This is a genomic window from Legionella qingyii, assembly GCF_003990155.1.
Taxonomy (GTDB): domain Bacteria; phylum Pseudomonadota; class Gammaproteobacteria; order Legionellales; family Legionellaceae; genus Legionella; species Legionella qingyii.
This window is the reverse complement of record NZ_RZGX01000008.1, coordinates 53,770-77,384: the sequence shown is the minus strand read 5'-3', so window position 1 is coordinate 77,384 and position 23,615 is coordinate 53,770. Positions and strand designations below refer to the sequence as shown.

Below are 23,615 nucleotides of genomic sequence, written 5' to 3'. Positions count from 1 at the left end.
AAATGGAAATGACTTCAATAAATATGCCAAGCACTATGCCTTTTCATAAAATAGCAGTGATTGGTCTTGGATATATTGGATTACCTACAGCAGCTATTTTAGCAGCTCGGAAAATACACGTTGTTGGTGTTGATATTAACCAAAATGCAGTTGATGTTATAAACTCCGGAAATGTTCATATTGTAGAACCTGAATTAGATATTATAGTTCGAGCAGTAGTAACTGAAGGATATTTGAGGGCAACTAACAGGCCTGAACCTGCAGATGTATTTTTAATTGCGGTTCCAACTCCTTTTAAAGAAAACTATAAGCCCGATTTAAGTTATGTTAAAGCAGCTAGTATGTCATTGGCCCCTTTTTTAAAAAAGGGAGATCTGGTTATATTAGAGTCGACCTCACCAGTAGGCACCACAGAGCAAATGGCATCTTGGCTCTCTCAAGAACGACCTGATTTAATGTTCCCTCATCTTCATGGAGAACATGCTGACATTCAAATTGCCTATTGTCCTGAGCGAGTACTGCCAGGGCACGTATTACATGAATTGGTACAAAATGACCGGGTGATTGGAGGTATTTCTCCAAAATGCTCAGAAAAGGCCGCATTATTCTATAAAACCTTTGTTGAGGGTGAATGCATTCTTACTAATTCTCGTACTGCAGAAATGTGTAAACTGGCTGAAAATAGTTTTAGAGATGTAAATATTGCATTTGCAAATGAATTATCAATTATATGTGATCAATTACAGATTAATGTCTGGGAACTTATCCGTTTAGCAAACCGTCATCCACGTGTTCGCATTTTACAGCCAGGTCCTGGTGTTGGTGGTCATTGTATTGCAGTTGATCCTTGGTTTATAGTCAATTCCTGTCCAGAACATGCTAAATTAATTCGGACTGCGAGAGAAGTGAATGATGGTAAACCTGAATGGGTAATTGAAAAAGTTAAGACCGCAGTGGCTGATTTCTTACAAAACAATCCAGAAAAAACAATCAAGGACGTCACCATCGCATGTTGGGGACTATCCTTTAAAGCAGATATTGATGATTTAAGAGAAAGTCCTGCGTTACAGATAGTAAGTCAAATTAGTGCAATGCATAAGGGATATACAATGGTTGTCGAGCCCAATATAAGCTTGTTGCCTGAAGTATTGAGTGGTAATGTCATGCTAAGTACTATGGAGCATGCCTATACAGAGGCTGATATTATTTTGTTATTAGTCGATCATCGGCAGTTTAGAGAATTGCCACCAGAACGGGTTCGTGATCGTATTGTTCTTGATCTGCGCGGGATATGGTTTCAATAAATTATAATGGAGATGTAATGTTTAATGGTAAGTCAATATTAATTACTGGAGGAACAGGTTCCTTCGGAAAACAATACGTACAAACTCTTTTGGAGCGTTACCAGCCCAAAAAATTAATTATTTTTTCGCGTGACGAATTGAAGCAGTTTGAAATGCAGCAAATTTATAATCATGCGTGTATGCGTTATTTTATTGGCGATATTCGCGATCAGCAGCGACTAACTCAAGCGATGAGAGATGTAGATTTTGTCATTCATGCCGCTGCATTAAAACAAGTTCCTGCAGCTGAATATAATCCTATGGAGTGTATTAAAACCAATGTCCATGGTGCAGAACATGTAATTCAGGCTGCATTACAAAGTAATGTAGAGAAGGTTATTGCACTTTCAACAGATAAAGCAGCAAACCCCATCAACTTATATGGTGCTACCAAACTTGCTTCAGATAAGCTATTTGTCGCCGCAAATAATATCTCAGGAGGGCATAGAACCCGATTTGCGGTAGTAAGATATGGTAATGTAGTAGGTTCCCGTGGTTCGGTAGTTCCTTATTTCAAAAAGTTAATTGATGAGAAGGCAAGTTATTTACCTATTACTGATGAACGAATGACTCGATTTTGGATTACCCTACAACAGGGCGTTGATTTTGTGATAAATAATTTTGCCCGCATGCACGGTGGAGAAATTTTTGTTCCTAAAATCCCCTCTATCCGTATTGTTGATTTAGCAACAGCAATGGCTCCCGAACTTCCTATTGAAATAATGGGCATTAGGCCAGGTGAAAAATTACATGAAATAATGTGCCCTGCGGATGACTCTCATCTTACTTTAGAGTTTAGAGATCATTATGTTTTAAGACCTACTATCACTTTTTTTGGACGTGAAAATGATTTTGTAGTAAATCAGTTAGGTGAAAAAGGAACTCCAGTACAACAAGGTTTTGAATATAATTCAGGAACAAATGAGAAGTTCCTAGATATTCATGAAATAAAACAATTTAATCATTTATCGGGTATTTACTAATGATTCCATACGGGCGCCAAAATATAACACAAGATGATATTGATGCGGTTGTTGAAGTATTAAAATCGGATTATTTAACTCAAGGACCAGCCGTTTCTATATTTGAAAAAGAAATTAGTAATTACTGCGGCGCTGAGTATGCGATAGCACTTAATAGTGCAACGTCTGCCTTGCATCTTGCTTGTCTTGCTTTAGATTTGGGGCCCGGTGATTGGTTATGGACTAGCCCGATTACTTTTGTTGCTTCCGCAAATTGTGCCCTTTATTGTGGGGCGCAAGTAGATTTTATAGATATAGATCCCAACACTTATAACATCAGCATTCATGCCTTAGAAAATAAATTAATTCAGGCTGAATTAGACGGATGTTTACCCAAAATTGTGGTTCCCGTACATTTTTCTGGTCAACCTTGTGAGATGGAAACTATTTATCGGTTGAGTCAGCGCTATGGTTTTAAGATCATAGAAGATGCTTCTCATGCTATAGGAGGACGTTATAAAAATGAGACGATAGGAAACTGTCGTTATAGTGATATTACTATTTTCAGTTTTCATCCTGTTAAAATTATTACCACCGGAGAAGGTGGTATGGTGCTGACGAATAATCCTGTATATGCAGAATATATTAATTTGTTGCGAAGTCATGGGATTACCCGCGATGAGGGTAAAATGACGCAACAGTCTGATGGTCCATGGTATTATCAGCAGTTGAATTTGGGCTTTAATTACAGAATGACAGACATTCAGGCGGCTCTAGGATTTAGTCAAATGCAGCGATTAGAGCAGTTTATAACCCAACGCCATGTATTGGCTGCTCGTTATAATCAGTCTTTAGATGGGTTACCTTTAATTTGCCCTTTTCAGGATGCTAACAGTTATTCGTCATGGCATCTTTATGTGATCCGTTTGCAGCTAGATCGTATCAAATTAACGCATAGACAGGTTTTTGATGCTTTAAGGCAGAATAACATTGGGGTGAACTTACACTACATTCCAGTTTATCGTCAGCCATATTACCAAAAAATGGGCTTTAAAAAAGAGCATTTTCCAGAGGCAGAAGATTATTATTCAGAAGCTATTAGTTTACCTATGTACTCATCGATGACTCTCGAACAGCACGATACAGTAATTGATGCTTTGCAAAGAATATTAAACGAGTAAACATCACATTTCTTGTAACATTTTATAATGAATTTCTGCCATGACCCAATCATCTGATGTGTCTATATCATGAACTCGGTAATGTGGAAGCAATAAGGGGGTTGAGTGTTGAGAAAAAATAGGGAGCTTTTTTTTGAACGCCTCATAAGTTCCCCAATAAAACATACCGGCATCGTGGTATATTTTATCTAAATCTTGAGAGCGTTGCTCATAATTCTCAGGCCAAAGCATTTGAATGGTACGGTTCTCAGTTAATTTGAATGCTCTAGTGACTGGATAAGCATACTCTGTCGCAGCAAATACATAATGAACACCTTTAGTTAAAAGATTATAAGACTCCTCGAGATATTCTTTTTGCAAAAAAGGTGCCGTTGGGTATATACAGCATAGATTCTTGATATAATAGTTATTGGAGTCTAGCCAGTTTAGGGCATGTTCTATAACATCTAACGTTGTCGCATAATCATCAGCGATTTCTAGCGGCCTTATAAAAGGGGTTTCTGCTCCATATTGATTGGCTATTGCCGCTATTTCTTTGTCATCAGTAGAAACAATTATTTTGTCAAACAAATTGGTCCTTAATGCCGCCTCAATAGAGTACGCAATAATAGGTTTGCCATGAAAATTTTTTATATTTTTTCTTGGGATGCGTTTACTGCCGCCACGAGCAGGGATAATTGCTATGTTCATGATATTTTATGTTGAAGAAAAATTTTATTATACACCTAAGTAAACTCTCGAAGGTATACTTCGTTCAATGACCTGTTACGTCAAAATTGAATATGATATATTTCTGCTCAGCGCCACAAAATAATTAAAATTTATGAATGTTGCATTTAGAGTTGATGCTTCTTTGATGATTGGCAATGGTCATGTTATGCGGTGTTTAACCTTAGCTAATGCATTACGTATCCATGGTCACTATTGTGTATTTATCTGCGCTGATCTGCCAGGTAATCTCATATCAAGTATTATACAGCAAGATTACAAAGTACATATTTTACCGCGACAGAAAGATAAAAATAATTCATTAACGAAGCAAGAAAGCAATCCAAGCGATTATGATGCATGGTTGGGATGTACCTGGAATCTTGATGCAGGACAAACTGCCGCTGCAATTAAATCATCCAAAATTGATTGGTTGGTAGTAGATCATTACGCTCTTGATGTATCTTGGGAAGAAGTATTGAAGCCATTTTGTAAACATCTAATGGTAATCGATGATTTGGCAAACCGAAGTCATATGTGCGATTTATTATTAGATCAAACATTAAATAGACCAAACAGAGATTATAGCCCTTGGGTTCCAGCATCTTGCTCCTTATTAACAGGCACTAATTTTGCAATAATTCGACCTGAGTTTGCCGCAATTCGAGAGTATAGTTTAGGCCGACGTTCTGTGGCAGCTCTTAACAAAATTTTGATCTCTATGGGCGGAGTTGATCAATTTAATGTAACAGAAAAAATTTTAGACTTGCTGCTCTTAACTGAACTACCAGGCAGTTGTCAATTAGGCGTAGTATTAGGAGCTAATGCCCCTTTTGCAGCCTCAGTTCATACTAAAGCTAAAACATTACCTTGGGCAACAGAAGTTCTTCAAGGGATTAGTACTATGGAGCAATTAATGGCTGAAGCTGATTTGGCTATTGGTGCCGCGGGAAGTACTTCTTGGGAACGGTGTTGTTTGGGGCTTCCTACCATTATGGTAACCTTGGCTGATAATCAAAAGTCTATTGCTTCTGAATTAAGTGCAATGGGTGCAGCGATCGATGTAGGTACTCCTTCTGCATCAGCTTTTTCAAAGTTTTTTGTGCAAACTTTTATGGACATCATGAAAGATATTGCTTTATTAAATACAATCAGTTATCGTGCCCAAAGTCTTGTTGATGGCTATGGTGTGGCTCGGGTTGTACGAGCAATGGAATGTAATCCTAATATTTCCTAATGATAACCATCAATATAACTTGATCAAGTTGATGGATAGTTCAAAGGTTTTCAGTGTTTTTTAGCAGGTAGGGAGAATAAATGCTAGTTAATCTGGAACAGAAAAGATATGGTATTCGTCCCATGATTCGTGATGATTTGCGGATGGTATTAAATTGGCGCAATCACCCCGATATTCGGCAGTATATGTATACTAATCATGAAATTAGTTTAGACGAACATATAGTTTGGTTTGAAAAAGAATCAATAAATGATAAGAAAAAATTATTAATTTTTGAAGAGAATAATATCCCCGTAGGTTTTGTAAATTTTGCTCGGTCTTGCTCAACACTGCCTGTCGAATGGGGATTTTATATAGCGCCTGATGCTCCTAAAGGTACGGGCCGTGCTTTAGGTAAGCATGCATTAGATTATGCATTTTCCACATTTGGTACACACAAAGTGATGGGATATGTTATTGCTTCTAATGTAAGATCACTGCAGTTCCATGAAAAATTAGGATTTCGACAGGAAGGTATTTTACGAGATCAATATTTTGACGGAACAAATTATCAAGCAGTCATTTGTTTGGGCTTATTAAAGAACGAATGGAATAATTAAGAAGGACGGTTTAAACGGAATGAATAATAATCCTGAAATAATAATAGATGGTAGACGCATTTCTGCAGAACAACCACCATACATCATTGCAGAAATTTCTGCTAACCATAATGGTCGTATAGAGAATGCGCGAACTTTGATTAAAGCAGCAAAACATGCAGGAGCTCATGCAGTTAAGCTACAAACTTATAAGCCAGACACCATTACTATAAATTGCCAATCAGATGAATTTCTTATTCGTGAAGGATTGTGGCAGGGAACTACATTATACCAGTTATATGAAAAAGCGCATATGCCGTGGGATTGGCATAAAGAGCTATTTGATTACGCTCATGATATAGGGATCACTATATTTAGTTCGCCATTTGATAATACAGCTGTAGACCTTTTAGAATCATTAAATGCCCCTGCTTATAAGATTGCATCGTTTGAGGCAATTGATTTGCCGCTCATCAAATATGTGGCAAGTACAGGTAAGCCTATGATTATATCTACTGGACTAGCAGACGCACTTGAGATTGAAGAAGCTATTAATGCTGCTAAAGAAGGCGGATGTAAACAACTCGCTATTTTACATTGTGTAAGTGGTTATCCAGCCCCTGCTGCAGATTATAATTTGCGAACATTACCAAACCTGAGGGAACGATTCGGTTTAGTTACTGGCTTATCCGATCATACATTAGATAATGTAACAGCAATTACCAGCGTCGCTTTAGGCGCATGTATTATCGAAAAGCATTTTACGTTAGATAGAACCGCGGGGGGGCCTGATGATAGTTTTTCATTGGAACCCGATGAACTCGCTGCTCTTTGCAGAGATAGTCAGGTGGCATGGTCTGCGTTGGGACAGGTTACTTATGCAAGAAAACAAAGTGAACAAGATAATATTAAATTTCGCCGTTCGTTGTACGTTGTGAAGCCCATGAAGGCCGGAGATGTTTTTACATCAGAAAATATCCGCTCCATTCGACCTGGTTATGGGTTAAAACCTAAGTTTTATGAAGAAATTTTAGGAAAACGAGCTACAAAAAATATTGCTATAGGTACCGCATTAACCTCCGAGCTATTTAACTAAGAAATAGCTAATTAATGGTGATATCGATCACCATCTCTTTAAGGGGTTGTGACAATTCATCGTGGTCCACATTCCGCGACCTGTTCGCGGAATCCAGAAATGGAGGATAAAGTTGAAATGTTTGGATATTAATCAGATCAATTGTCACGAACAAGTAACGGAACCTAGACAGTGAAGATGAATAGTCGACAACTTTAGAATATAATTTTTTTCGCCTCTAAAAAGCATGATTCGGAGTAATTAAGGCAATGGCAATTAGAAAAAAAGGACTAATTTTAGTAGAAACCCCATTTCAATTATTGTGTGCATATGAATATCTGAATCAATATCCAGGATATTATGATTTTTTTGTGCGAAACAGTGGAGTAGGAACCAATGATGAGCAAATGCGCGTTATGCTTGAAGCCCTTGGTGTTCATGTAAAAAAAACATTCTTTGTTAAACCCCAAAATTGGAAGAGTATTTTATTTTCTACGATAAATTTTCTTCTTTTAACACGTCGATCTTACAATCATGTCGTTTTGGGGAGTTATTTTTCAGGTGTCTTAAAGTTTTTTTCAAATATAGTAGTAAAAAAGGAAGTTGTATTACTCGATGATGGAGTGGCTACGCTTTTAGCGGATAGGATCATAAAAAATAAGGAAATAAAAAAATATCTTGCCTTCAGTATTTTTCAACTAGAGAAAGAAAATTATAAACAGGTTTATTTAAATAGTTTTAATTCGTTGGCGAATAAATTTATGTGTTCAATCCATCCGGATAATTGCATTTTTTTTATAGGTCAAATATTAGTAGACATGTCTGCTATTGAATTAGATGCTTATGTCCGTCTCGTTGAGTTTGCAGTACATAACTCACCTGATGTGACTGTACATTATATCCCACATAGGGCAGAAAGTAGCGAGGTTATTCAACGCATTGCGTCAATCCCACGTGTTCATATTTTACGTGCGGATGTAGCTATAGAATATTATTTACTTAAAAACCAGTGGTATCCAGAGAAATTATACTCTGTAATATCAACAGCGTTATATTCATTATCATGCATTTTTCCAAAGACACAATGTATTGCCTTAAGAACCACAGCATTAAAAACCGAGCTCTTTCAACATTATAATTTGATTATTGATGCATTTTCTAAACGTGAAAATATAATGTTTCAAACGGTTGAGTAACGATGTGAAAAAAATTGTAAATATAATTTGCTTTTTCATGGTATTTCTTGGTGCAGTAGGTTTTTCTTTGGCAATATATTGCTCGCGCGTATTTTTTAATAATCATGGATTAATAAATTTAATTTATTTGCAAACAACTACTGCATTCTTAGCGTTTTTGATTCAAGCAGGTATGAGAGCTGGTTTAAGAAAAGAATTTTTATGTGGCCGCCAGCGAATAGTAAATGTAGTAGAAAATTATATTATAGGAATATGGGTTTTTATTTTTCCGCCCCTGTCTATTGTTTCACTGCTTGTAATGAAAAATTATTATTTCCCAATAATTAGCGCCTTAAATGCAATTTTAACTCTGTTAATTGGATTGCGCTTGGTACAAAAGAATATAGTTGAGGCGTGTTTTTATTCGGTGGTATTGTTTTTTATAAATTTTATTGCTGGAGGATGGTGCATATATGCTGATTATCATTCAGAAACAGCAAGCAATGTGATGATTGAAGTTTGTGCTTTAGTTATTGGCATGTTCTTTATCAAACGACCATCGAGCAAGCTTAATTATTCCAAAGGAATGAAGTTGTTTGTCAAAATATCTAAAAAATATTGGGGTATGCAGGTTTCTTCTTTTTTAATTGTGTTCTCCGGATATATTTTTTCCCAATTGATACTCAATATTGCTCAGACCCAGAAAGAGATTATTATTATATATTCTGATGCTATTTTGATCTCTGGAATTTTTACGATGATATTATCACGTGTTATGTTGCTTTTTGAACAAAGAGTGGTTAAATCTGGGCGAGTTGAATTTTATTTATGGATAATACATGGGGCATTATTATTGCTTGCTTTATTAAGTTGCTTTGTTAGAGGTGGGAATAATAATGAAATGGGGCTATTTTTCCTGTTATTGCTAGGATTGCTGGGAGGATATGCGATCGCATTAATTTCTAGTTTTATCAATGAAAATACTCGTAACATATTTTTACTATGGATGAACGTTATTGTTGTTTTCCAATGTATTATGTTTTTACTAAAATATAGCGGTATTTGGAGCGATAACTGGTTGTATTTTGTGGTACTTGTTAATCTGTTTAGCTTGTCTTGTTTACTGCTGATAATTTATAGTTTTAAAGGCACTGCGTATATTGTCAATGCAGGGAGTAACAGTGAAAATTACTAAAATAGGAATCAAAATTGCACTGGGAGATCTCTTTTTTTCCCTTATTGCTCCTTTGTTTATTTATGGATTGATCCAAGGTGATTTACGCAATGAGTTTGTTTATCCTCAAGTAACACTTGAGTTTGTAACAGTTTTGATTAGTACCTTATTGCTTTTGATAATTTTTGCTGAACCCTTAACTAAAATTATAGCCTCATGGGTTCGAATTTGGTTTAGGCTATTTCCACGAATAAGTAGACATTTTTTTTTACTGTTTGCTATCGGATATTTTATTGCAGCAATTGTTTATTTTAGTTCCGGGCTTCATTTTAATCGTTATGATGGTATCTCAGCATCAAGTAATCTCTCTAGAACATTTTTGGTTGAAATCATTTTTTTGGGTAACGCCGTACTATGTGCACAAGTATTTTACATGATTGTCGCAAGGAAGACCGGCATTTTTTCTGCTCAGTGTACGTTTGGAAAATCATATTGGATGTTGATTACAATAGCATTATTGTTAACAATTGATGGGATGGCACAAGTAATATTAGTTGGGATTATTCTATGGTATATATACTTTCCAGCAATGTTTGCAAAATTTATTAATACACCCCTTTTAAATGGACTGAAATATAAGTTTTTCGCTTTAATACTTGCTTTCCTGTTATTTGTTCTTGGTATCGCATTTAAGGAAAGAGGGCTCCCATCGGATCCAGCCCTATTATTAGACTATTATATCAGTAAAATCATATGGTTAATCGATCGATTGTCTACCATTTATTTTTCAACTGGTTTTGCAATTAATAGTCATAGTGATAATCCTGAAATACTACAAAAAGCCTGGGAAATTATTAGCAACGAGATTAACTTCCGCTTTTGTGTCATTTTTAATGATGGAAATTGTGGTATATTTAAGGACTCATTTGGCTCCATATCGCGATTTAATTTTTCAAATATTTTAATCAATGACTCCGGACGTGGAGGGGCATCACCTGGAGTGCTGGGCGCTACTGCATATTTATTTCCTTTGTATTTAGTGCCGCTGATAACTGTTTTTTATTATAGTATTGTTGCTGCAATAATGGATGTAGTTGTTGGAATAAATCGTCCAATAACAGTAACGGTAGTTGGTGTCGTTGTTTATGGTTACTTATTAAGAGGACTATATTTGAACCCGGCAGCGTTGATAAACCCCTTGTCATCACCAATGATTGCAATGGTTGTATTTGTCATTGTGTCATTATATTTCTACCAAAATCGAAGGAATATTCCATGAGTATAGATATCAAAAGAACCGCATTTTTTCATTCTTTTGCGTTAATTTTTGCGCATTCAATAGCTAAAATTGGCAAAAATCCTTTTTCAGAGAAGGCGCTTGTTGGCGAAATTAGAGAAAATGGGTATGCCGTTTTAGATTCCTTTCTTCCTGCGGATATCTGTGACCGACTGATCACAATTTTTAATTCATTGGAAAGTACGGCTCAAATAATAGACAACGATCGTAGAATTTTTTCGATACAAAAAATGAGTGCGGATCATCGTCATTTGTTTTCTGATTCAGCATTTTTAAAAATCATTGGTGAGCAATATATTAAAACCCCACAGCTCTTAACTACAACAATGGCGGCCAAAATATATTCTGATGCTAAAGCATTTGGATCTGGGGGAGGATGGCATAGGGATTCATTTTTATCACAATTTAAGGCAATTTGTTATTTGTCAGATGTTTCCGAATTAAATGGTCCTTTTGAATACATCACGGGCTCTCATAAACTACGCAATAAAATACTCTTTGAATTACGCTCCAAAACGCGAAAACATGCTAATAATCCACGTTATGACCAAGAAAATATTGATGAATATTTGCAGATAATGGATGTATCACCAAAAGTTTTTTTAGCTCCAAAAGGAACTGTAATTTTATGTGATACAAGTGGCTTGCATCGAGGACAACCTATTATCGATGGTGTACGCTACGCCATAACAAATTATTATGCATCTTCACGACGTTTTTTAGATAAAAATATAAAGAAGAATCAAATTCAATATACGAACATGAACTAATCATTTCTTACAGTTTAAGTTGATACCATTAATTGCTTAAACTATTTTTTAAGATTTGATCATGTCAGAAGCTTATATCCAAAGGATATTTTTTTAAAAGGTATTTTTATGTGTGGCATAGCTGGAGTTGTTACAAATTTTGCGGATAAAGATATTGTATCTTGCTTAAAACGAGCTGAGATAGCTCAAAAGCATCGTGGTCCGGATATTCAAGATATAGCACATTTTAAATGTGAGCATTGGCAGCTAGGATTTGCTCATCAACGGTTGTCAATATTAGATTTGTCTGATGCAGGTGCACAACCTATGTCTTCTGCGTCTTCATGCATTATATATAATGGTGAGGTTTATAATTATTTAACTCTTAAGTCCTCGTTACAGACAACACATTTTCATAGTGAAACTGATACTGAGGTGGTGCTTTGTGCGCTGGATGAGCAAGGCATTGATACGGCTGTACGTGCTTTTAATGGTATGTGGGCTTTTGCATGGCTCAATCAAAAAACAAATAAATTGTATTTATGCCGTGATCGCGCTGGTGTAAAACCTTTGTATTATTATTTGAAAGATAATCAGCTTTACTTTGCCTCAGAGGTTAAAGCGATTTTAGAAATGTCCGGTGAGCAATTTCATTTGGATTATCAAGCTGTTGGTGAGTATTTAATTCAGTCGATACAGGACACATCTAATAATACTTTTTTTGAGGCAATTAAAGCTGTTCCGGCAGGCCACTACATAGAAATTGATTTGAAAAATCAACAGCTGCAACTTAATCTCGTACCCTATTGGAATGTTTTAGATGCCGAGCCTTTTGAGGGAGATAATTTGCATGAGCATGTTGCCTCTTTGTTCCAAGATGCTGTGAACATTCGTATGAAAAGTGATGTCCCAATTGGTGTGACACTTTCTGGAGGGCTTGATTCATCGAGTATCGCAGCGATGATGCAGCAACACTTGGGAAGTGCGGCAAATTTAAATATTTTATCAGTTGTATCGCCTGGGAGTAAGTTAGATGAGTCCGTTTTTATTGATAAAATGGCTCATTTCTTAGGCGCTAAAGTACATAAATTAGAACTATCATGGTCGCCGACAGATGCTATTGATTTGTTAAAAAAAGCTACTTGGCATAATGATGCGCCACTTGGAAGTTTTTCTAATGTTGCACATTATTTAATGATGCAGAAAGCGCATGAGCTGGGAATTACTGTCATATTAAGTGGGCAAGGGGCTGATGAATTGCTGTGTGGTTATAAGAAATATCTTGGTTTTTATATTCAATCACTAATACGGCAAAAAAAAATCTGGCGTGCATTTTCATTAGGATGGAGTTTTTTAATTAATCGTAGTGTTGTAACTCAATTTAATTGGAAAGAAGCAAAGCGTTATCTTCCAAAACGCTGGATTAAACGGCGAGATATTGATATTTCTGGTGCTATGATACGTAAAAATTATCGGTCCAAAGCACTTGGTTTGAAACAACATCAAACAATTACTGATCGACAAATTGAAGATCTTAGTCAGTTTTCGGTTCCTTTTTTAACACACTATGAAGACAGAATGTCTATGGCCTGGTCAAGAGAGATTCGCTTGCCATTCCTTGATTATCGTTTGATGGAGTTATTCATTAATTTGCCGCCTCACAAGAAACTAGGCAAGGGTTGGACTAAATTGATATTTAGAGAATCAATAAAAGCCTATCTGCCTAAGAAAATTGTTTGGAGAAAAGACAAACAAGGTTTTGTGAATCCACAAGAGGAATGGCTAAGAAATGAATTGGTTGAAACGGTATTAAGTTATTTTAATGAAAGTGCACTTATATTTAAATATCAATTAGTTGAACGGAACGAGTTATTAGAAAAATATCGAATTTATTGCGCTAATAAATCAAAAAGTTCCACAGTTTGGTACCGTGACATTTTTAATCCTTTAGCCCTAGAAATTTGGCTACAATTGAATAAAAAATATTTGGCTTCTTAAGTGAGAAAATATAGTTTTGATTATAGGGCTGATATTGATGGGTTAAGAGCAATTGCTGTTCTCGCCGTAATTGTATTCCATTTGAATGTGAGCTTGCTTCCTGGTGGTTTTGTTGGCGTTGATATATTTTTTGTAATCTCTGGTTTTTTGATTACAAGAATTATTATTCAAAAATTGAATCATAACTCATTTTCAATGAGACAGTTCTTTTGGCGTAGGGTACAACGCATATTACCTGCAACACTCTGCATGATTGCAATGGTAATGTTGGTTGCCTACTTCATTATGTTGCCACAGGATTTATCTCGCTTGTCTAAAACAGCGATAACAGCAGTTTTTTCTGTTACAAATATTTATTATTGGTACTTTTTAGATGCAAATTATTTTGCAGATTCTTCATTATTATTTCCATTACTGCATTTATGGTCATTAGGAGTTGAAGAGCAATTTTATTTAATATGGCCAGTCCTTTTAATGGTGGCTTACAAAGGGCTAAAGCCCAAATCCATAAAATGGATATTGGTCTTTTTAGCACTGTTATCACTGTGTTTAAGTATTGAGATAACCGCCTCCCACCCCCTATTTGCTTACTATATGTTGCCGACAAGAGCTTTTGAGTTAATTATCGGCGGCTTAGCTTTTTTGCTAGCAGAATATTTTAATACTCGAGAAAAAGTTAGATTTGTAAATGGTATCGCGATATTAAGTTTTTTCCTGATTATAGCAGCCATGTTTTTGTTAAACGAAAATATGGCTTTCCCAGGATGGCTTGTTAGTATTCCAACTTTAGCGGCAGCAACTTTACTTATTGCTAATGGGATATCTAGCAATATTATTTCGCATTTATTATCGTATAAGTTACTAGTATCTATTGGTTTAATTTCATTCTCACTCTATTTATGGCATTGGCCCATTCTTTCCTTCTATCGCTATGTCTATGTGGAATTAAACAGTTTAGATATGGTGAGCTGTATGGTTCTTATATTAACTATTTCAATCTGCTCATATTTTTTTGTAGAAAAGAGATTCCGGTATAGTACCGGCCGGACTTTGACAAAATTAGTTCAGATTGCATGTTTGTTTTTGGTCAATTTAATGCCAGCACTTTGGTTTATTCATCAGGGCGGATTTCTTAATCAAGATGCAGGTAGGGACTATTTAATTGCCATGCGTAAGGTTTTGGCACAGCAAGCCCCTTCGTCTACAGCATCGTATACATGCCAGGTGGATAAATATAAAAAGGAATTATTCTCAGAACAACGATGTATTTTAGGTGATGCATCCAAACAATCTAAAATTCTCATGTGGGGTGACTCTCACTCTGCTCATTATGTTGGTTTTATGAAAGAACTTGCAGAACATTGGGAAATAAGTATTACTAATTTTTCCCATTCACAATGCTTACCTTTTTTTACTGAAGTCGATAAATATCTTCGATATGATGTAGTAGACTCGTGCAGGACATTTAATAGGCGTATTGCGCAATTGATTGACGGCTATGATATTTTAATAGTTGCTGCAAATTGGGAAATGTATGGTAATAGACATAAAACGCTAGATGAGGATCTGGATAACTTCGTTAGAAAATTATCAGAAGCACGCAAAAAAGTTATTTTGACTTTGGATGTTCCTCATTTTCCTAAGTATGATAAGGTTTGTAAATTTAAAAAACTCAAAGTACCTTCACTTGATTGTAATTCTCAAAGCGAATATGAATGGAATGGTGAAACTAGGTGGAATCGAATGGTGCAAGAGATATCTCAGCGCTACTCAAATGTTTATGTTCTTTCTATTAATGATTTGATTTGTAAGGATCATCGATGCTCAGCTTATATGCATGGCAAAGCACTTTATTTTGATAAAGAACATTTAAGCCTTTATGGATCCCATGCTCTAGGGAAGTATGCTATTGCAAAGAAACGTATTCCACCCGTTTTGGCTGATATTATTGCGCAACAAAAGCAAGATGTAGCTGCTCTCTAATTGAGGGGATTAATTTTATGACCATTTCCTTAGATAAATGGTCATCATCACGAAATACCATCACACCATCTTCAATATTATGGCAAAACTTATGTGGACATACTACGTCGAAGATATAATATTTAACCCAGCTATATATTTATGTTACACCAAAAAAAGAGAACGAATATTATCTGGGATAATGTGTTTCTTGAGGGATGTTTCGCCTAATGATGTAGACCCAGCCATACTCAAATGGCCTGTATCGAAATAAATCGGATTACCACCAAAATAAACCGAACAAGTATTTTTTTTACAGATCAATTGGCGTAATGAAAATGTTGAGACATTCTTATATTTTGAGGCTAATTGAACGATATATTTATTAATTTCATAGTCTTCTTTTAAAATAATTTGGCCCATTTTTTCACAGTCTAACCGAGGTATTTTTGTTGATTTTAATTCACAACTCTGGTCATACTTTGGAAATTTTGGAACATCCAATGCAATAATAACATTCTTTCCTGTACGAGATAACTCATCAATAAACACTTCCATATCTTTCTTATAGATAGAATCACCTTTGTTATAGTTAAGCCAAGATGCGCCGACAATAATAGTGTCATATTGCGAGATTATACCCTGGATTACTTTATGATAATTTTCACAAGATGCTTGTAAAGCGGGATTAACGTATCTTCTCGTATTTACAAAAAATGGGATGCAGGAAGAACGAGTAAAGTTTCTAATCCCTACTCTATAATGTTCAGCAAGAATTTTTAAGTAGCCAACATAATGAGCAGCATGTGAATCACCCCATAATAATATGCGAGGTTCTACGTTTGTAGGTCCTAAAATACAATTTACATCTTTTAGTTTTTCTGGTTTATCCTGACAATTATAAGGGTATGTATATGCAGGAGCCTTGAGAGCATTTATTGCCCTTGCTTTCAATATAAACTTATTAGCTGCACTTTGACTTATAAAACCACCAGTTGAATTGAAATAACATCCGGGGACAATAATAAGAATAAGTAATGCAGCACTAAATCCTGCTGCAGGTAAAATAAATCCTCTTTGATTATATCGAAATTTTGTTTCAATAAAATAGTATGAAAATATACTAAATATAGTTATTAAACCCAAACATATAAAGTATCCAAGCAAATCTAACTCTACGTAGGCGTATCGATAAAATGCCAAGATCGGCCAATGCCATAGATATAAGGAAAAGGAGAGTAACCCTATTGCAACTATTGGCTTGAGAGATAACAATTTGGTAAGCAGATTACTTCCATTTCCAGATATAATTAATAGCATAGAACCTAAAGTTGGTACTATTGAAATAAGACCTGGGAATCCTGTTTTTTCATTTAAGAAACAAAGAGACCAGACTATTAGTAAAAGACCGGAAATTGCAGTGATTTGATATACCCAAGAAGGAATTTTTTTATTTTCTAGTAAAATAGAGGCGGTACACAGACTTCCTCCAGCTAAAAATTCCCCCATTCTTGAGGGAAGCATGTAAAAAGCAAAAACAGAATCATTCTTAAGAGCAATCGCACTAATTACAAATGAAATACTGGCTAAAATTAAAGTTCCAATTCCAAGTAATTTTCCCCCTGTTCTATGCAATAGTACTAAAGTCAAAGGCCATATTAAATAAAACTGCTCCTCTACCCCCAAAGACCATAGATGGAGTAAAGGCAAAAGTTCTGATGAAGGGGCAAAATAACTGGTATCAAGAAATTTCCAATAATAAATATTCGTACTTGATAAAGAAGCAGCTATTGCGGCTTGACACAACTTCTTTATATCAGAAGGTAATAAGAAAATTATACCTACAAACAAAGTAAATAAAACAAGAAATAATGTTGCAGGAAAAATTCGTCGGGCTCTACGTGCATAAAAAGACGCAAACGAAAATCTTCCGTCTATCATTTGATTCTGTATTATTTTAGTAATTAAAAATCCTGAGATTACAAAAAAAATATCTACTCCAACAAATCCTCCTGGCAACCAAGTCTTATTAAAATGAAAAACAACTATAGATATAATAGCCAATGCTCTTAGACCATCTATATCAGGACGATAGCTGTTAGATAATTGAGGTTTGTATGAGTTTTGCACGGATTCCTCTTGGAACTCACTAGGTCTATGAATGTTTTAGGATTCTTTGCAGGAAGGTACGAAATTTCCCAAGATACCCTTATAACCTTATCTGCCTATTCGCTGGCTAATAAATCGATTTTTTTATTATCTATGAATTTATTATAATTTCATATATTAATATTTTTTTCCGTTATAAAATTCAGATTCAATCATATCATTCGCTTACAACTTTAATAAGGTATAGAGCTTAACAATGCTTTTTAAAAGCTATACCAAATGAGCAAATAGAAAAGCGACAAAATCGCTTCTTAATCTGCTCCATTTCATAGAATAGCTAAAGCACTTAGCTTCAGTATCATATCGCCAATCTTTAGCATGGGAAATCAATGGATAATTCATATGGCATATGAAGGAAATAATATGTGCAAAACAAATTATCTTAGATATTTAATATTCCGGGCAAAATAAAAATTTAAAGCATAAAAGTGAAGTAACATATTGAAATATAATGCCAGTCTGCATATTATCTGTTTTAAGTGAGTAGATATTAAAAAATCGCGCTGTTCTCTTCAAAAAACAAGTTACCCGTATTGGAATTGGATAATAACAAGCAGAGAGATTTATTATAGTAATGGAGTATAGTGGGTAATATGAGGATCTTATATTTTCATCAGCATTTTTCTACACCCAAAGGAACAACTGGCATTCGTTCCTATGAAATGGCGAGGCAACTTATTAAGCGTGGACATCAGGTAACTATGGTATGTGGTAGTTATGGTGCCGCCCAAACAGGACTTTCACAACCTTTTGTTCGAGGTTGCCGCAAAGGAACCGTTGATGGAATTAAAATTATTGAGTTTGATTTAGCCTACTCAAACAAGGATCGTTTTCTTACTCGTACGGGAATATTCTTTAAATTTGCATTCAGAAGTACGAGTTTGGTTTTCACTGAAAAATATGATTTGCTTTTTGCCACAACTACGCCTTTAACAGTAGGTATCCCTGGTATTTTTGCACGCTGGTTTCGTCGTAAGCCATTTGTATTTGAAGTGCGTGACTTATGGCCAGAATTGCCTAGAGCAATGGGAGTTATTCGTAATCGTTTTGTTTTGGGAGCTATGTCTGTACTGGAGTGGGCCTCTTACCGCTCAGCACATCGATTAATTGGTTTATCACCAGGTATTGTACAAGGCATTACAAAACATCGAGTTTCCAATGACACGGTTAAATTGATACCGAATGGCTGTGACCTCCATATTTTTTCAGAGCCAGTCTTAGAATGGCAACCACCTGGGGTAAATTCAGAAGACTTTCTTGCGGTGTATTCTGGAACTCATGGCATAGCTAATGGGCTTGATGCGGTGTTGGATGCTGCCATGGAGCTTAAACAACGAGGGCGAAATGATATTAAATTGCTCTTAATTGGCGATGGGAAATTAAAAGCCGAATTACAAAAACGAGCCATTAGAGAAGCGCTTGATAATATAATTTTCCATGCGCCAGTGGACAAGATAAAACTAGCCGGCCTGATGAAACGTGCTGATTTGGGCTTGCAAATTCTTGCGAATGTACCTGCTTTTTATTATGGCACCTCACCTAACAAATTTTTTGATTATATTGCAGCAGGTCTGCCTGTATTAAATAATTATCCTGGCTGGCTTGCTGAGTTGATTTATGAAAAAGATTGCGGTTTTGTTGTACCCCCTGAAAACCCAGTTGCTTTTGCTGATGCTTTAGAGACTGCGGCAACGAATCGAGTCCAACTAAAAGAAAAGGGCGAACGAGCTCGCCTCTTGGGAGAAAGCAATTTTGATCGCTCGATTTTAGCAGAAGATTTTGTTTCTTGGATTGAAAAAGCTTATGGGGGTTAATCGTATCTTTAATCTAGTGCTTTCTGCTTCCTTTATTAAAGGACCTACTTCCAGAGACATGTTATCCAATATTAGTTTCGGATATGAGATAATGGAATATTATCCTTGGAGGTTTTGGATAAACGCCTCGTAGTACAATAATTAAACATACTAATGGCCCCAGCAACCGCTAAAAGCATCGGAATGAAAAAGCTAAAATTGATCCCTGTAAACTCAATGACCAGGACAATTGCAGTGATTGGCATCTTTTGAGCCGCAGCAAGAAATGCTGCGCCACCAACAACGGCAAAAGCAGATATTGAGATACCTGGCCACAAATGGCTCCAAAGAATGCCTAGAATGACGGCCATTAACGCACCATTTGCAAGGGAGGGAGTTAATATTCCACCTGCGGCACCCGCTTGTATACTGGTACAAACAATTAAAAGCCTAAGTATTAATACAACTGCTGCAATACCTAGTCCTAACATATTCCCATCAAATCCTAACTGGGCTGCAGAGCGACCATTCCCTAATATCTCCGGAAAATAAATAGCTAATAAGCCGATAATAAAGAAATTGAATAGGCACGAGATGATGATTTTCCAATTTCTTGGTGCTCGACTTTGAGCTCTATTTGTAATCTCTTTAAACCAATAAGCAGAAAAACCAAAAATGGGACCAGCGAGAATAGCCCAAATAACTATTGAAGAATCAAGTATCAAAACAGGTATATGATACAGCGACTGATTACCAAGACCAATCCAGGATATAACCACTGCAATCGCAGAAGTAGTTATTGCGGGAATCACTGCAAACCATCGAAAAGTACCAAGTAGGACTTCTAAAGTAAACAGCGCCCCACCAAAAGGAACATTATAGACGGCAGCTAGCCCTGCTCCCGCGGCACAGGCCACCAGTACTTGACTCTCTTTAGGGCGCAACTTCATTTTATTGGTCAACCAACACGCAAATGTTGCCCCTAATTCCCGTGGAGCCACTTCGCGTCCCATAGGAGACCCCAAAGCAACTGTAATTATTTGCAGTAATACGTGCGCTATAGTGGTTTTTATAGGCATATAGGGTCTGGGTGATTTAATTGCATTAGCAATACTCACCAAAGGCCTGCCATAACGAAAAACAGCCCACCACCCCCAACCTGCAATGAGACCACACAGTAGAAGCGTAATCACCCTTCTTGAGGAAGATGAACCACTAACAACATCAAGAAAACGCTCATTTTCAATAATAGGAAATACAGTATGTTCATAGGCTAAGTGCTGGAGAAAATGCAATAACAAGGCTAAAAACATCCCACCAAAACCAGCAACAATTCCGATAACGATTGTGGCAAAAAAAAGACGATGCCATCGGGATGTTAATTGTTTGGTCATGAACTACTCCTTAATTCATAACGGGATCTGATTGTTTAACGTTCCTGCAACCTGCAATTGATGAGCAACAATACGTGCCAGGTAGTCAAATTCTATATTAACTTCTTGGCCATTTTTTAAGAAGCCCAGTGTTGTATGAAGTAATGTGTGTGGAACAAGCATTAATTTAATGCGTTGATTTGTCACCTCATTTATCGTTAAGCTTACCCCTTCAACAGTGATACTACCTTTAGGGATTAAATACAACATTGCATTTGCATCAAATCCACTTAACTCCACCTCAATAAATTCATTAAGATGTTTAACGGAATGAATTTGAGCAATGGCATCTACATGCCCGCTTACGTAATGACCACCAAAACGTGTCGATGCAAGCATGGCTCGTTCTAAATTGACTTCATCACCTATTCTGAGTCCCCCTAAAGTCGTTCTATGCAAAGTTTCTGGGGAAACATCAAAACTCAAGTTGCTGTGTTCCATTGGCAATAAAGTTAGGCAGACCCCATTTACAGCAATGCTTTCACCTGTTTGCAATTGTTTGAAGACCGATGAAATAATCAATCGATTTGCACCATCATGCTCGGTATTGCTAATCACGGTACCTTTACTTTCAATAATTCCGGTAAACATAGATTTCTCTCATTCCTGACTCAAATGTGTTCGCCGCTCTTGCATGGTTTCTGCACTATTAATCACCGTTTGCCGACAAATTTCCTGCATCACGGGAATCTCTTTCAGAGGTTTTCCTTCATGAATGGTATAGGCAATCAAAAAACTATCGCGCCATAGTTTTTCATTTCGTTTTTCCTTGGATTTCATCCATAAAGCAATCCATAAAAAGTGAAACTGCCATTTGTCGCGATGCAATTCCATTTCTTCAGAAAATACAGCCTCCATAGCTTCTTCCATGCGACACACCCTAATCCCCTCAACAAAACTACTGTTATGGTTAACGATTTTATCAACCAAAGGATTTTCCAAATACCAGGATTCAGTAAATGATTTGGTTTTGAGCCATGACTTTGAACGTCGCAAAGATTCGGAAATAGCCTCTTGAGTAAAAGGTGTAATTTGGATACTCAATTGTTCAAACAGATAATCTAAATCCAACTTCACAGGACGTAAGCGTATCCCCAATTGCTCTTGGATTTCTAAAAATTGGACATTCGGAATCTCGCCTTTTTCGATTGTTATCGCTAAAAAATGTTCTACCATCATTGTGAAATAAGCTAAATCCACTTCCCGCAAAGTTATATTTTCATCAAAAGCCTGATGGTAGTAATCCTTTACATCCTTTGATGAAAGCGAAGGCGTTATCCATGCATCTTTTAGACCTAACTCATACTTTAATAACAAACCACAAAGTCGGTTTTTCCTATTTTTACGAACATGTAGAAAAACACCCTGCGAGCCAGAACCATCTACTTCAGTAGCTCTAACGGTCATCTTGGCCACCTCAGGTTCTGGTGCGAATACCACTCCTTTTTTGCGTTGAATTTTTATCCAGGAATCAAAGAGGGCATAATAACTCTCAGGATACCAATATTTGATCGTCTTTAAGCGTGAAAGAGATATTGATGATAGAGTAACCATCTCCATAATTTGACTCAGCGTGTTCACAGCAACTTCGCGAACATCCGCTTTAGGATGTAATAAAATAAGTAAGGCAATATCTGCGCCTTCTTCAATGTTATATAAGTCAACCATGAGGTCGACAAAAAAATCAGCCGGCATTGCATAGCTTTGGGCGAAAAAATTTTCGGCGATTTCAAAAACATTAAGATCCGCTAATTCATGAATCAAGTCACGAATTGCATCGAGATGCGATATGGGTTCACCTTCTTGAATAGATTCTTCCTCATCACTGGCAAGTTCATAATAGGCATCTTTTAAAGCCTCCGTCAATTCGACGTGTGACTCATAAAAAGAATTTAATACAGGCAACCAAAAACTCAGTGTATGTTTGCGTAAATTGATCATTTCGGCTAAGTGATCCATCAACTGAACCAAGGTTTTTGCAGTGATCTTATTGTTGGATTCTGCCGCACCTTGCAACTGAGCAACACAAATATCCAAAGCAAAAACACAGGCAGAATATACTGAAAGTCCTTCATCCAGTTTTTCTTCTAAATTACCAATGATATCTATTATCTTAAATGCAAGTTCGGGTTGTTGGAAAAATAAAATATATAATTGGGGATCTGGCTCCGCATTTTGTTCAATTAGGGTAGCCATTTCAGTAAGTAAATGATACAACTCTGTCGAATTATTGGTCATATTTTTTTAGGTACCTGTCTTGCTTTGCCCTTTTCATCTATGGCAACAAAAACAAAAACACCTTCGGTGACTTGATAGGTTTCATTTTGAGTGGCAGGATGTGCCCATACCTCAACCCGGAACGTCATAGAGGTATTACCTTGTTTTACCAAAGTTACGTAACAACTCACAAGATCCCCCACATGGACTGGTTTTAAAAAACTCATAGAATGAATGGCAACGGTAACAACACGCCCCAATGCTAATCGTTTTGCCAATATTCCTGCAGCCAAATCCATTTGTGACACAATCCAACCACCAAAGATATCGCCATTGGCATTAGTATCTGCTGGCATTGCCAAAGTCTGGATAGCAAGCTCTCCTTGTGGAGTATAAGTCATGATTCACCTATGTTATACATGATGTAACGCAGCAGTATTATCATTAAATTAGCTTCTCCCTAGGGGTACTGCGATGAAGCTAAGAGAAAAACTGTCGTTCCCGCGAAACCGGGAACCCATTTCTAACAAGATACAGTGCTACTTAAAGAATAGATTCCCGCCT

At 36.4% G+C, this 23,615-nt stretch carries 19 protein-coding genes; 13 read left to right on the top strand and 6 right to left on the bottom strand.

From position 1 onward, the window contains the following. Positions 1-8: 8 nt before the first annotated feature. From wecC to pseC, 3 genes are read left to right on the top strand one after another with little or no spacing between them, the layout of a single operon-like run. Positions 9-1,304, top strand: a complete 1,296-nt coding sequence (gene wecC / locus ELY20_RS07365; protein WP_325049823.1) for a UDP-N-acetyl-D-mannosamine dehydrogenase — start codon at positions 9-11, stop codon at positions 1,302-1,304. 17 nt (positions 1,305-1,321) lie between these two features. After that, on the top strand, positions 1,322-2,326 hold the full coding sequence (gene pseB / locus ELY20_RS07360; RefSeq protein ID WP_110141982.1) for a UDP-N-acetylglucosamine 4,6-dehydratase (inverting): 1,005 nt from the start codon (positions 1,322-1,324) through the stop codon (positions 2,324-2,326). Further along, on the top strand, positions 2,326-3,486 hold the full coding sequence (pseC, locus tag ELY20_RS07355) for a UDP-4-amino-4,6-dideoxy-N-acetyl-beta-L-altrosamine transaminase (protein WP_110141981.1): 1,161 nt from the start codon (positions 2,326-2,328) through the stop codon (positions 3,484-3,486). The genes pseB and pseC overlap by 1 nt, the downstream gene beginning before the upstream one ends. 3 nt (positions 3,487-3,489) lie before the next feature. Here the strand turns inward: pseC and pseF are convergent, their stop codons facing one another. Further along, positions 3,490-4,176 (bottom strand): pseudaminic acid cytidylyltransferase, encoded by a 687-nt coding sequence (gene pseF / locus ELY20_RS07350; RefSeq protein WP_110141980.1) that lies wholly within the window; start codon positions 4,174-4,176, stop codon positions 3,490-3,492. Between the two features lie 133 nt (positions 4,177-4,309). On the opposite strand from pseF, the gene pseG reads away from it, so the two are divergent. From pseG to ELY20_RS07305, 9 genes are all read left to right on the top strand, one after another. Beyond that, on the top strand, positions 4,310-5,431 hold the full coding sequence (pseG, locus tag ELY20_RS07345) for a UDP-2,4-diacetamido-2,4,6-trideoxy-beta-L-altropyranose hydrolase (RefSeq protein WP_110141979.1): 1,122 nt from the start codon (positions 4,310-4,312) through the stop codon (positions 5,429-5,431). 80 nt (positions 5,432-5,511) lie between these two features. Continuing rightward, positions 5,512-6,030, top strand: coding sequence for a UDP-4-amino-4,6-dideoxy-N-acetyl-beta-L-altrosamine N-acetyltransferase (gene pseH, locus ELY20_RS07340; protein ID WP_199739220.1), 519 nt, complete (start codon positions 5,512-5,514; stop codon positions 6,028-6,030). 19 nt (positions 6,031-6,049) lie between these two features. Continuing rightward, entirely contained in the window at positions 6,050-7,105 is a 1,056-nt protein-coding gene (pseI, locus tag ELY20_RS07335; protein WP_110141978.1) for a pseudaminic acid synthase, read from the top strand. Positions 7,106-7,353: 248 nt separating this feature from the next. Next, complete coding sequence (locus tag ELY20_RS07330) at positions 7,354-8,280, top strand: hypothetical protein (protein WP_110141977.1); 927 nt, start codon at positions 7,354-7,356, stop codon at positions 8,278-8,280. 4 nt (positions 8,281-8,284) lie between these two features. Continuing rightward, on the top strand, positions 8,285-9,454 hold the full coding sequence (locus ELY20_RS07325) for a hypothetical protein (protein WP_110141976.1): 1,170 nt from the start codon (positions 8,285-8,287) through the stop codon (positions 9,452-9,454). Then, the gene (locus tag ELY20_RS07320; protein WP_110141975.1) at positions 9,441-10,712 is read left to right on the top strand and encodes a hypothetical protein; all 1,272 of its coding nucleotides are present in this window, start codon (positions 9,441-9,443) and stop codon (positions 10,710-10,712) included. Before ELY20_RS07325 ends, ELY20_RS07320 begins: the two co-directional genes overlap by 14 nt. After that, positions 10,709-11,500: a phytanoyl-CoA dioxygenase family protein gene (locus tag ELY20_RS07315; protein WP_110141974.1), complete on the top strand. Its 792-nt coding sequence runs from the start codon at positions 10,709-10,711 to the stop codon at positions 11,498-11,500. Before ELY20_RS07320 ends, ELY20_RS07315 begins: the two co-directional genes overlap by 4 nt. Positions 11,501-11,608: 108 nt before the next feature. Further along, positions 11,609-13,477, top strand: a complete 1,869-nt coding sequence (gene asnB / locus ELY20_RS07310) for an asparagine synthase (glutamine-hydrolyzing) (RefSeq protein ID WP_110141973.1) — start codon at positions 11,609-11,611, stop codon at positions 13,475-13,477. Then, positions 13,478-15,460: an acyltransferase family protein gene (locus ELY20_RS07305; RefSeq protein ID WP_110141972.1), complete on the top strand. Its 1,983-nt coding sequence runs from the start codon at positions 13,478-13,480 to the stop codon at positions 15,458-15,460. Between the two features lie 144 nt (positions 15,461-15,604). Here ELY20_RS07305 and ELY20_RS07300 read toward each other — a convergent pair whose 3' ends face one another. Then, positions 15,605-17,569 (bottom strand): acyltransferase family protein, encoded by a 1,965-nt coding sequence (locus tag ELY20_RS07300; RefSeq protein WP_158618869.1) that lies wholly within the window; start codon positions 17,567-17,569, stop codon positions 15,605-15,607. A 632-nt stretch (positions 17,570-18,201) separates the two neighbouring features. On the opposite strand from ELY20_RS07300, the gene ELY20_RS07295 reads away from it, so the two are divergent. Further along, the gene (locus ELY20_RS07295; RefSeq protein ID WP_110141970.1) at positions 18,202-19,422 is read left to right on the top strand and encodes a glycosyltransferase family 4 protein; all 1,221 of its coding nucleotides are present in this window, start codon (positions 18,202-18,204) and stop codon (positions 19,420-19,422) included. Positions 19,423-19,493: 71 nt separating this feature from the next. Here ELY20_RS07295 and ELY20_RS07290 read toward each other — a convergent pair whose 3' ends face one another. The 4 genes from ELY20_RS07290 to yciA are packed head-to-tail and all read right to left on the bottom strand — an operon-like array spanning position 19,494 to position 23,452. Beyond that, positions 19,494-20,795, bottom strand: a complete 1,302-nt coding sequence (locus ELY20_RS07290; RefSeq protein ID WP_110141969.1) for a chloride channel protein — start codon at positions 20,793-20,795, stop codon at positions 19,494-19,496. A 15-nt stretch (positions 20,796-20,810) separates the two neighbouring features. Continuing rightward, the gene (locus tag ELY20_RS07285; protein WP_110141968.1) at positions 20,811-21,425 is read right to left on the bottom strand and encodes a riboflavin synthase; all 615 of its coding nucleotides are present in this window, start codon (positions 21,423-21,425) and stop codon (positions 20,811-20,813) included. Positions 21,426-21,434: 9 nt separating this feature from the next. After that, positions 21,435-23,072, bottom strand: coding sequence for a hypothetical protein (locus tag ELY20_RS07280; RefSeq protein ID WP_110141967.1), 1,638 nt, complete (start codon positions 23,070-23,072; stop codon positions 21,435-21,437). Beyond that, on the bottom strand, positions 23,069-23,452 hold the full coding sequence (gene yciA / locus ELY20_RS07275) for an acyl-CoA thioester hydrolase YciA (protein ID WP_110141966.1): 384 nt from the start codon (positions 23,450-23,452) through the stop codon (positions 23,069-23,071). The genes ELY20_RS07280 and yciA overlap by 4 nt, the downstream gene beginning before the upstream one ends. Positions 23,453-23,615 lie beyond the last annotated feature (163 nt).

Coding starts and splice junctions, on each gene's coding strand:
- asnB (WP_110141973.1), top strand. CDS start 11,609: ATGTGTGGCATAGCTGGAGTTGTTACAAATTTTGCGGATAAAGATATT.
- ELY20_RS07330 (WP_110141977.1), top strand. CDS start 7,354: ATGGCAATTAGAAAAAAAGGACTAATTTTAGTAGAAACCCCATTTCAA.
- pseF (WP_110141980.1), bottom strand. CDS start 4,176: ATGAACATAGCAATTATCCCTGCTCGTGGCGGCAGTAAACGCATCCCA.
- pseG (WP_110141979.1), top strand. CDS start 4,310: ATGAATGTTGCATTTAGAGTTGATGCTTCTTTGATGATTGGCAATGGT.
- ELY20_RS07315 (WP_110141974.1), top strand. CDS start 10,709: ATGAGTATAGATATCAAAAGAACCGCATTTTTTCATTCTTTTGCGTTA.
- yciA (WP_110141966.1), bottom strand. CDS start 23,452: ATGACTTATACTCCACAAGGAGAGCTTGCTATCCAGACTTTGGCAATG.
- pseC (WP_110141981.1), top strand. CDS start 2,326: ATGATTCCATACGGGCGCCAAAATATAACACAAGATGATATTGATGCG.
- pseI (WP_110141978.1), top strand. CDS start 6,050: ATGAATAATAATCCTGAAATAATAATAGATGGTAGACGCATTTCTGCA.
- ELY20_RS07280 (WP_110141967.1), bottom strand. CDS start 23,072: ATGACCAATAATTCGACAGAGTTGTATCATTTACTTACTGAAATGGCT.
- ELY20_RS07295 (WP_110141970.1), top strand. CDS start 18,202: ATGAGGATCTTATATTTTCATCAGCATTTTTCTACACCCAAAGGAACA.
- ELY20_RS07290 (WP_110141969.1), bottom strand. CDS start 20,795: ATGACCAAACAATTAACATCCCGATGGCATCGTCTTTTTTTTGCCACA.
- wecC (WP_325049823.1), top strand. CDS start 9: ATGACTTCAATAAATATGCCAAGCACTATGCCTTTTCATAAAATAGCA.
- pseH (WP_199739220.1), top strand. CDS start 5,512: ATGCTAGTTAATCTGGAACAGAAAAGATATGGTATTCGTCCCATGATT.
- pseB (WP_110141982.1), top strand. CDS start 1,322: ATGTTTAATGGTAAGTCAATATTAATTACTGGAGGAACAGGTTCCTTC.
- ELY20_RS07285 (WP_110141968.1), bottom strand. CDS start 21,425: ATGTTTACCGGAATTATTGAAAGTAAAGGTACCGTGATTAGCAATACC.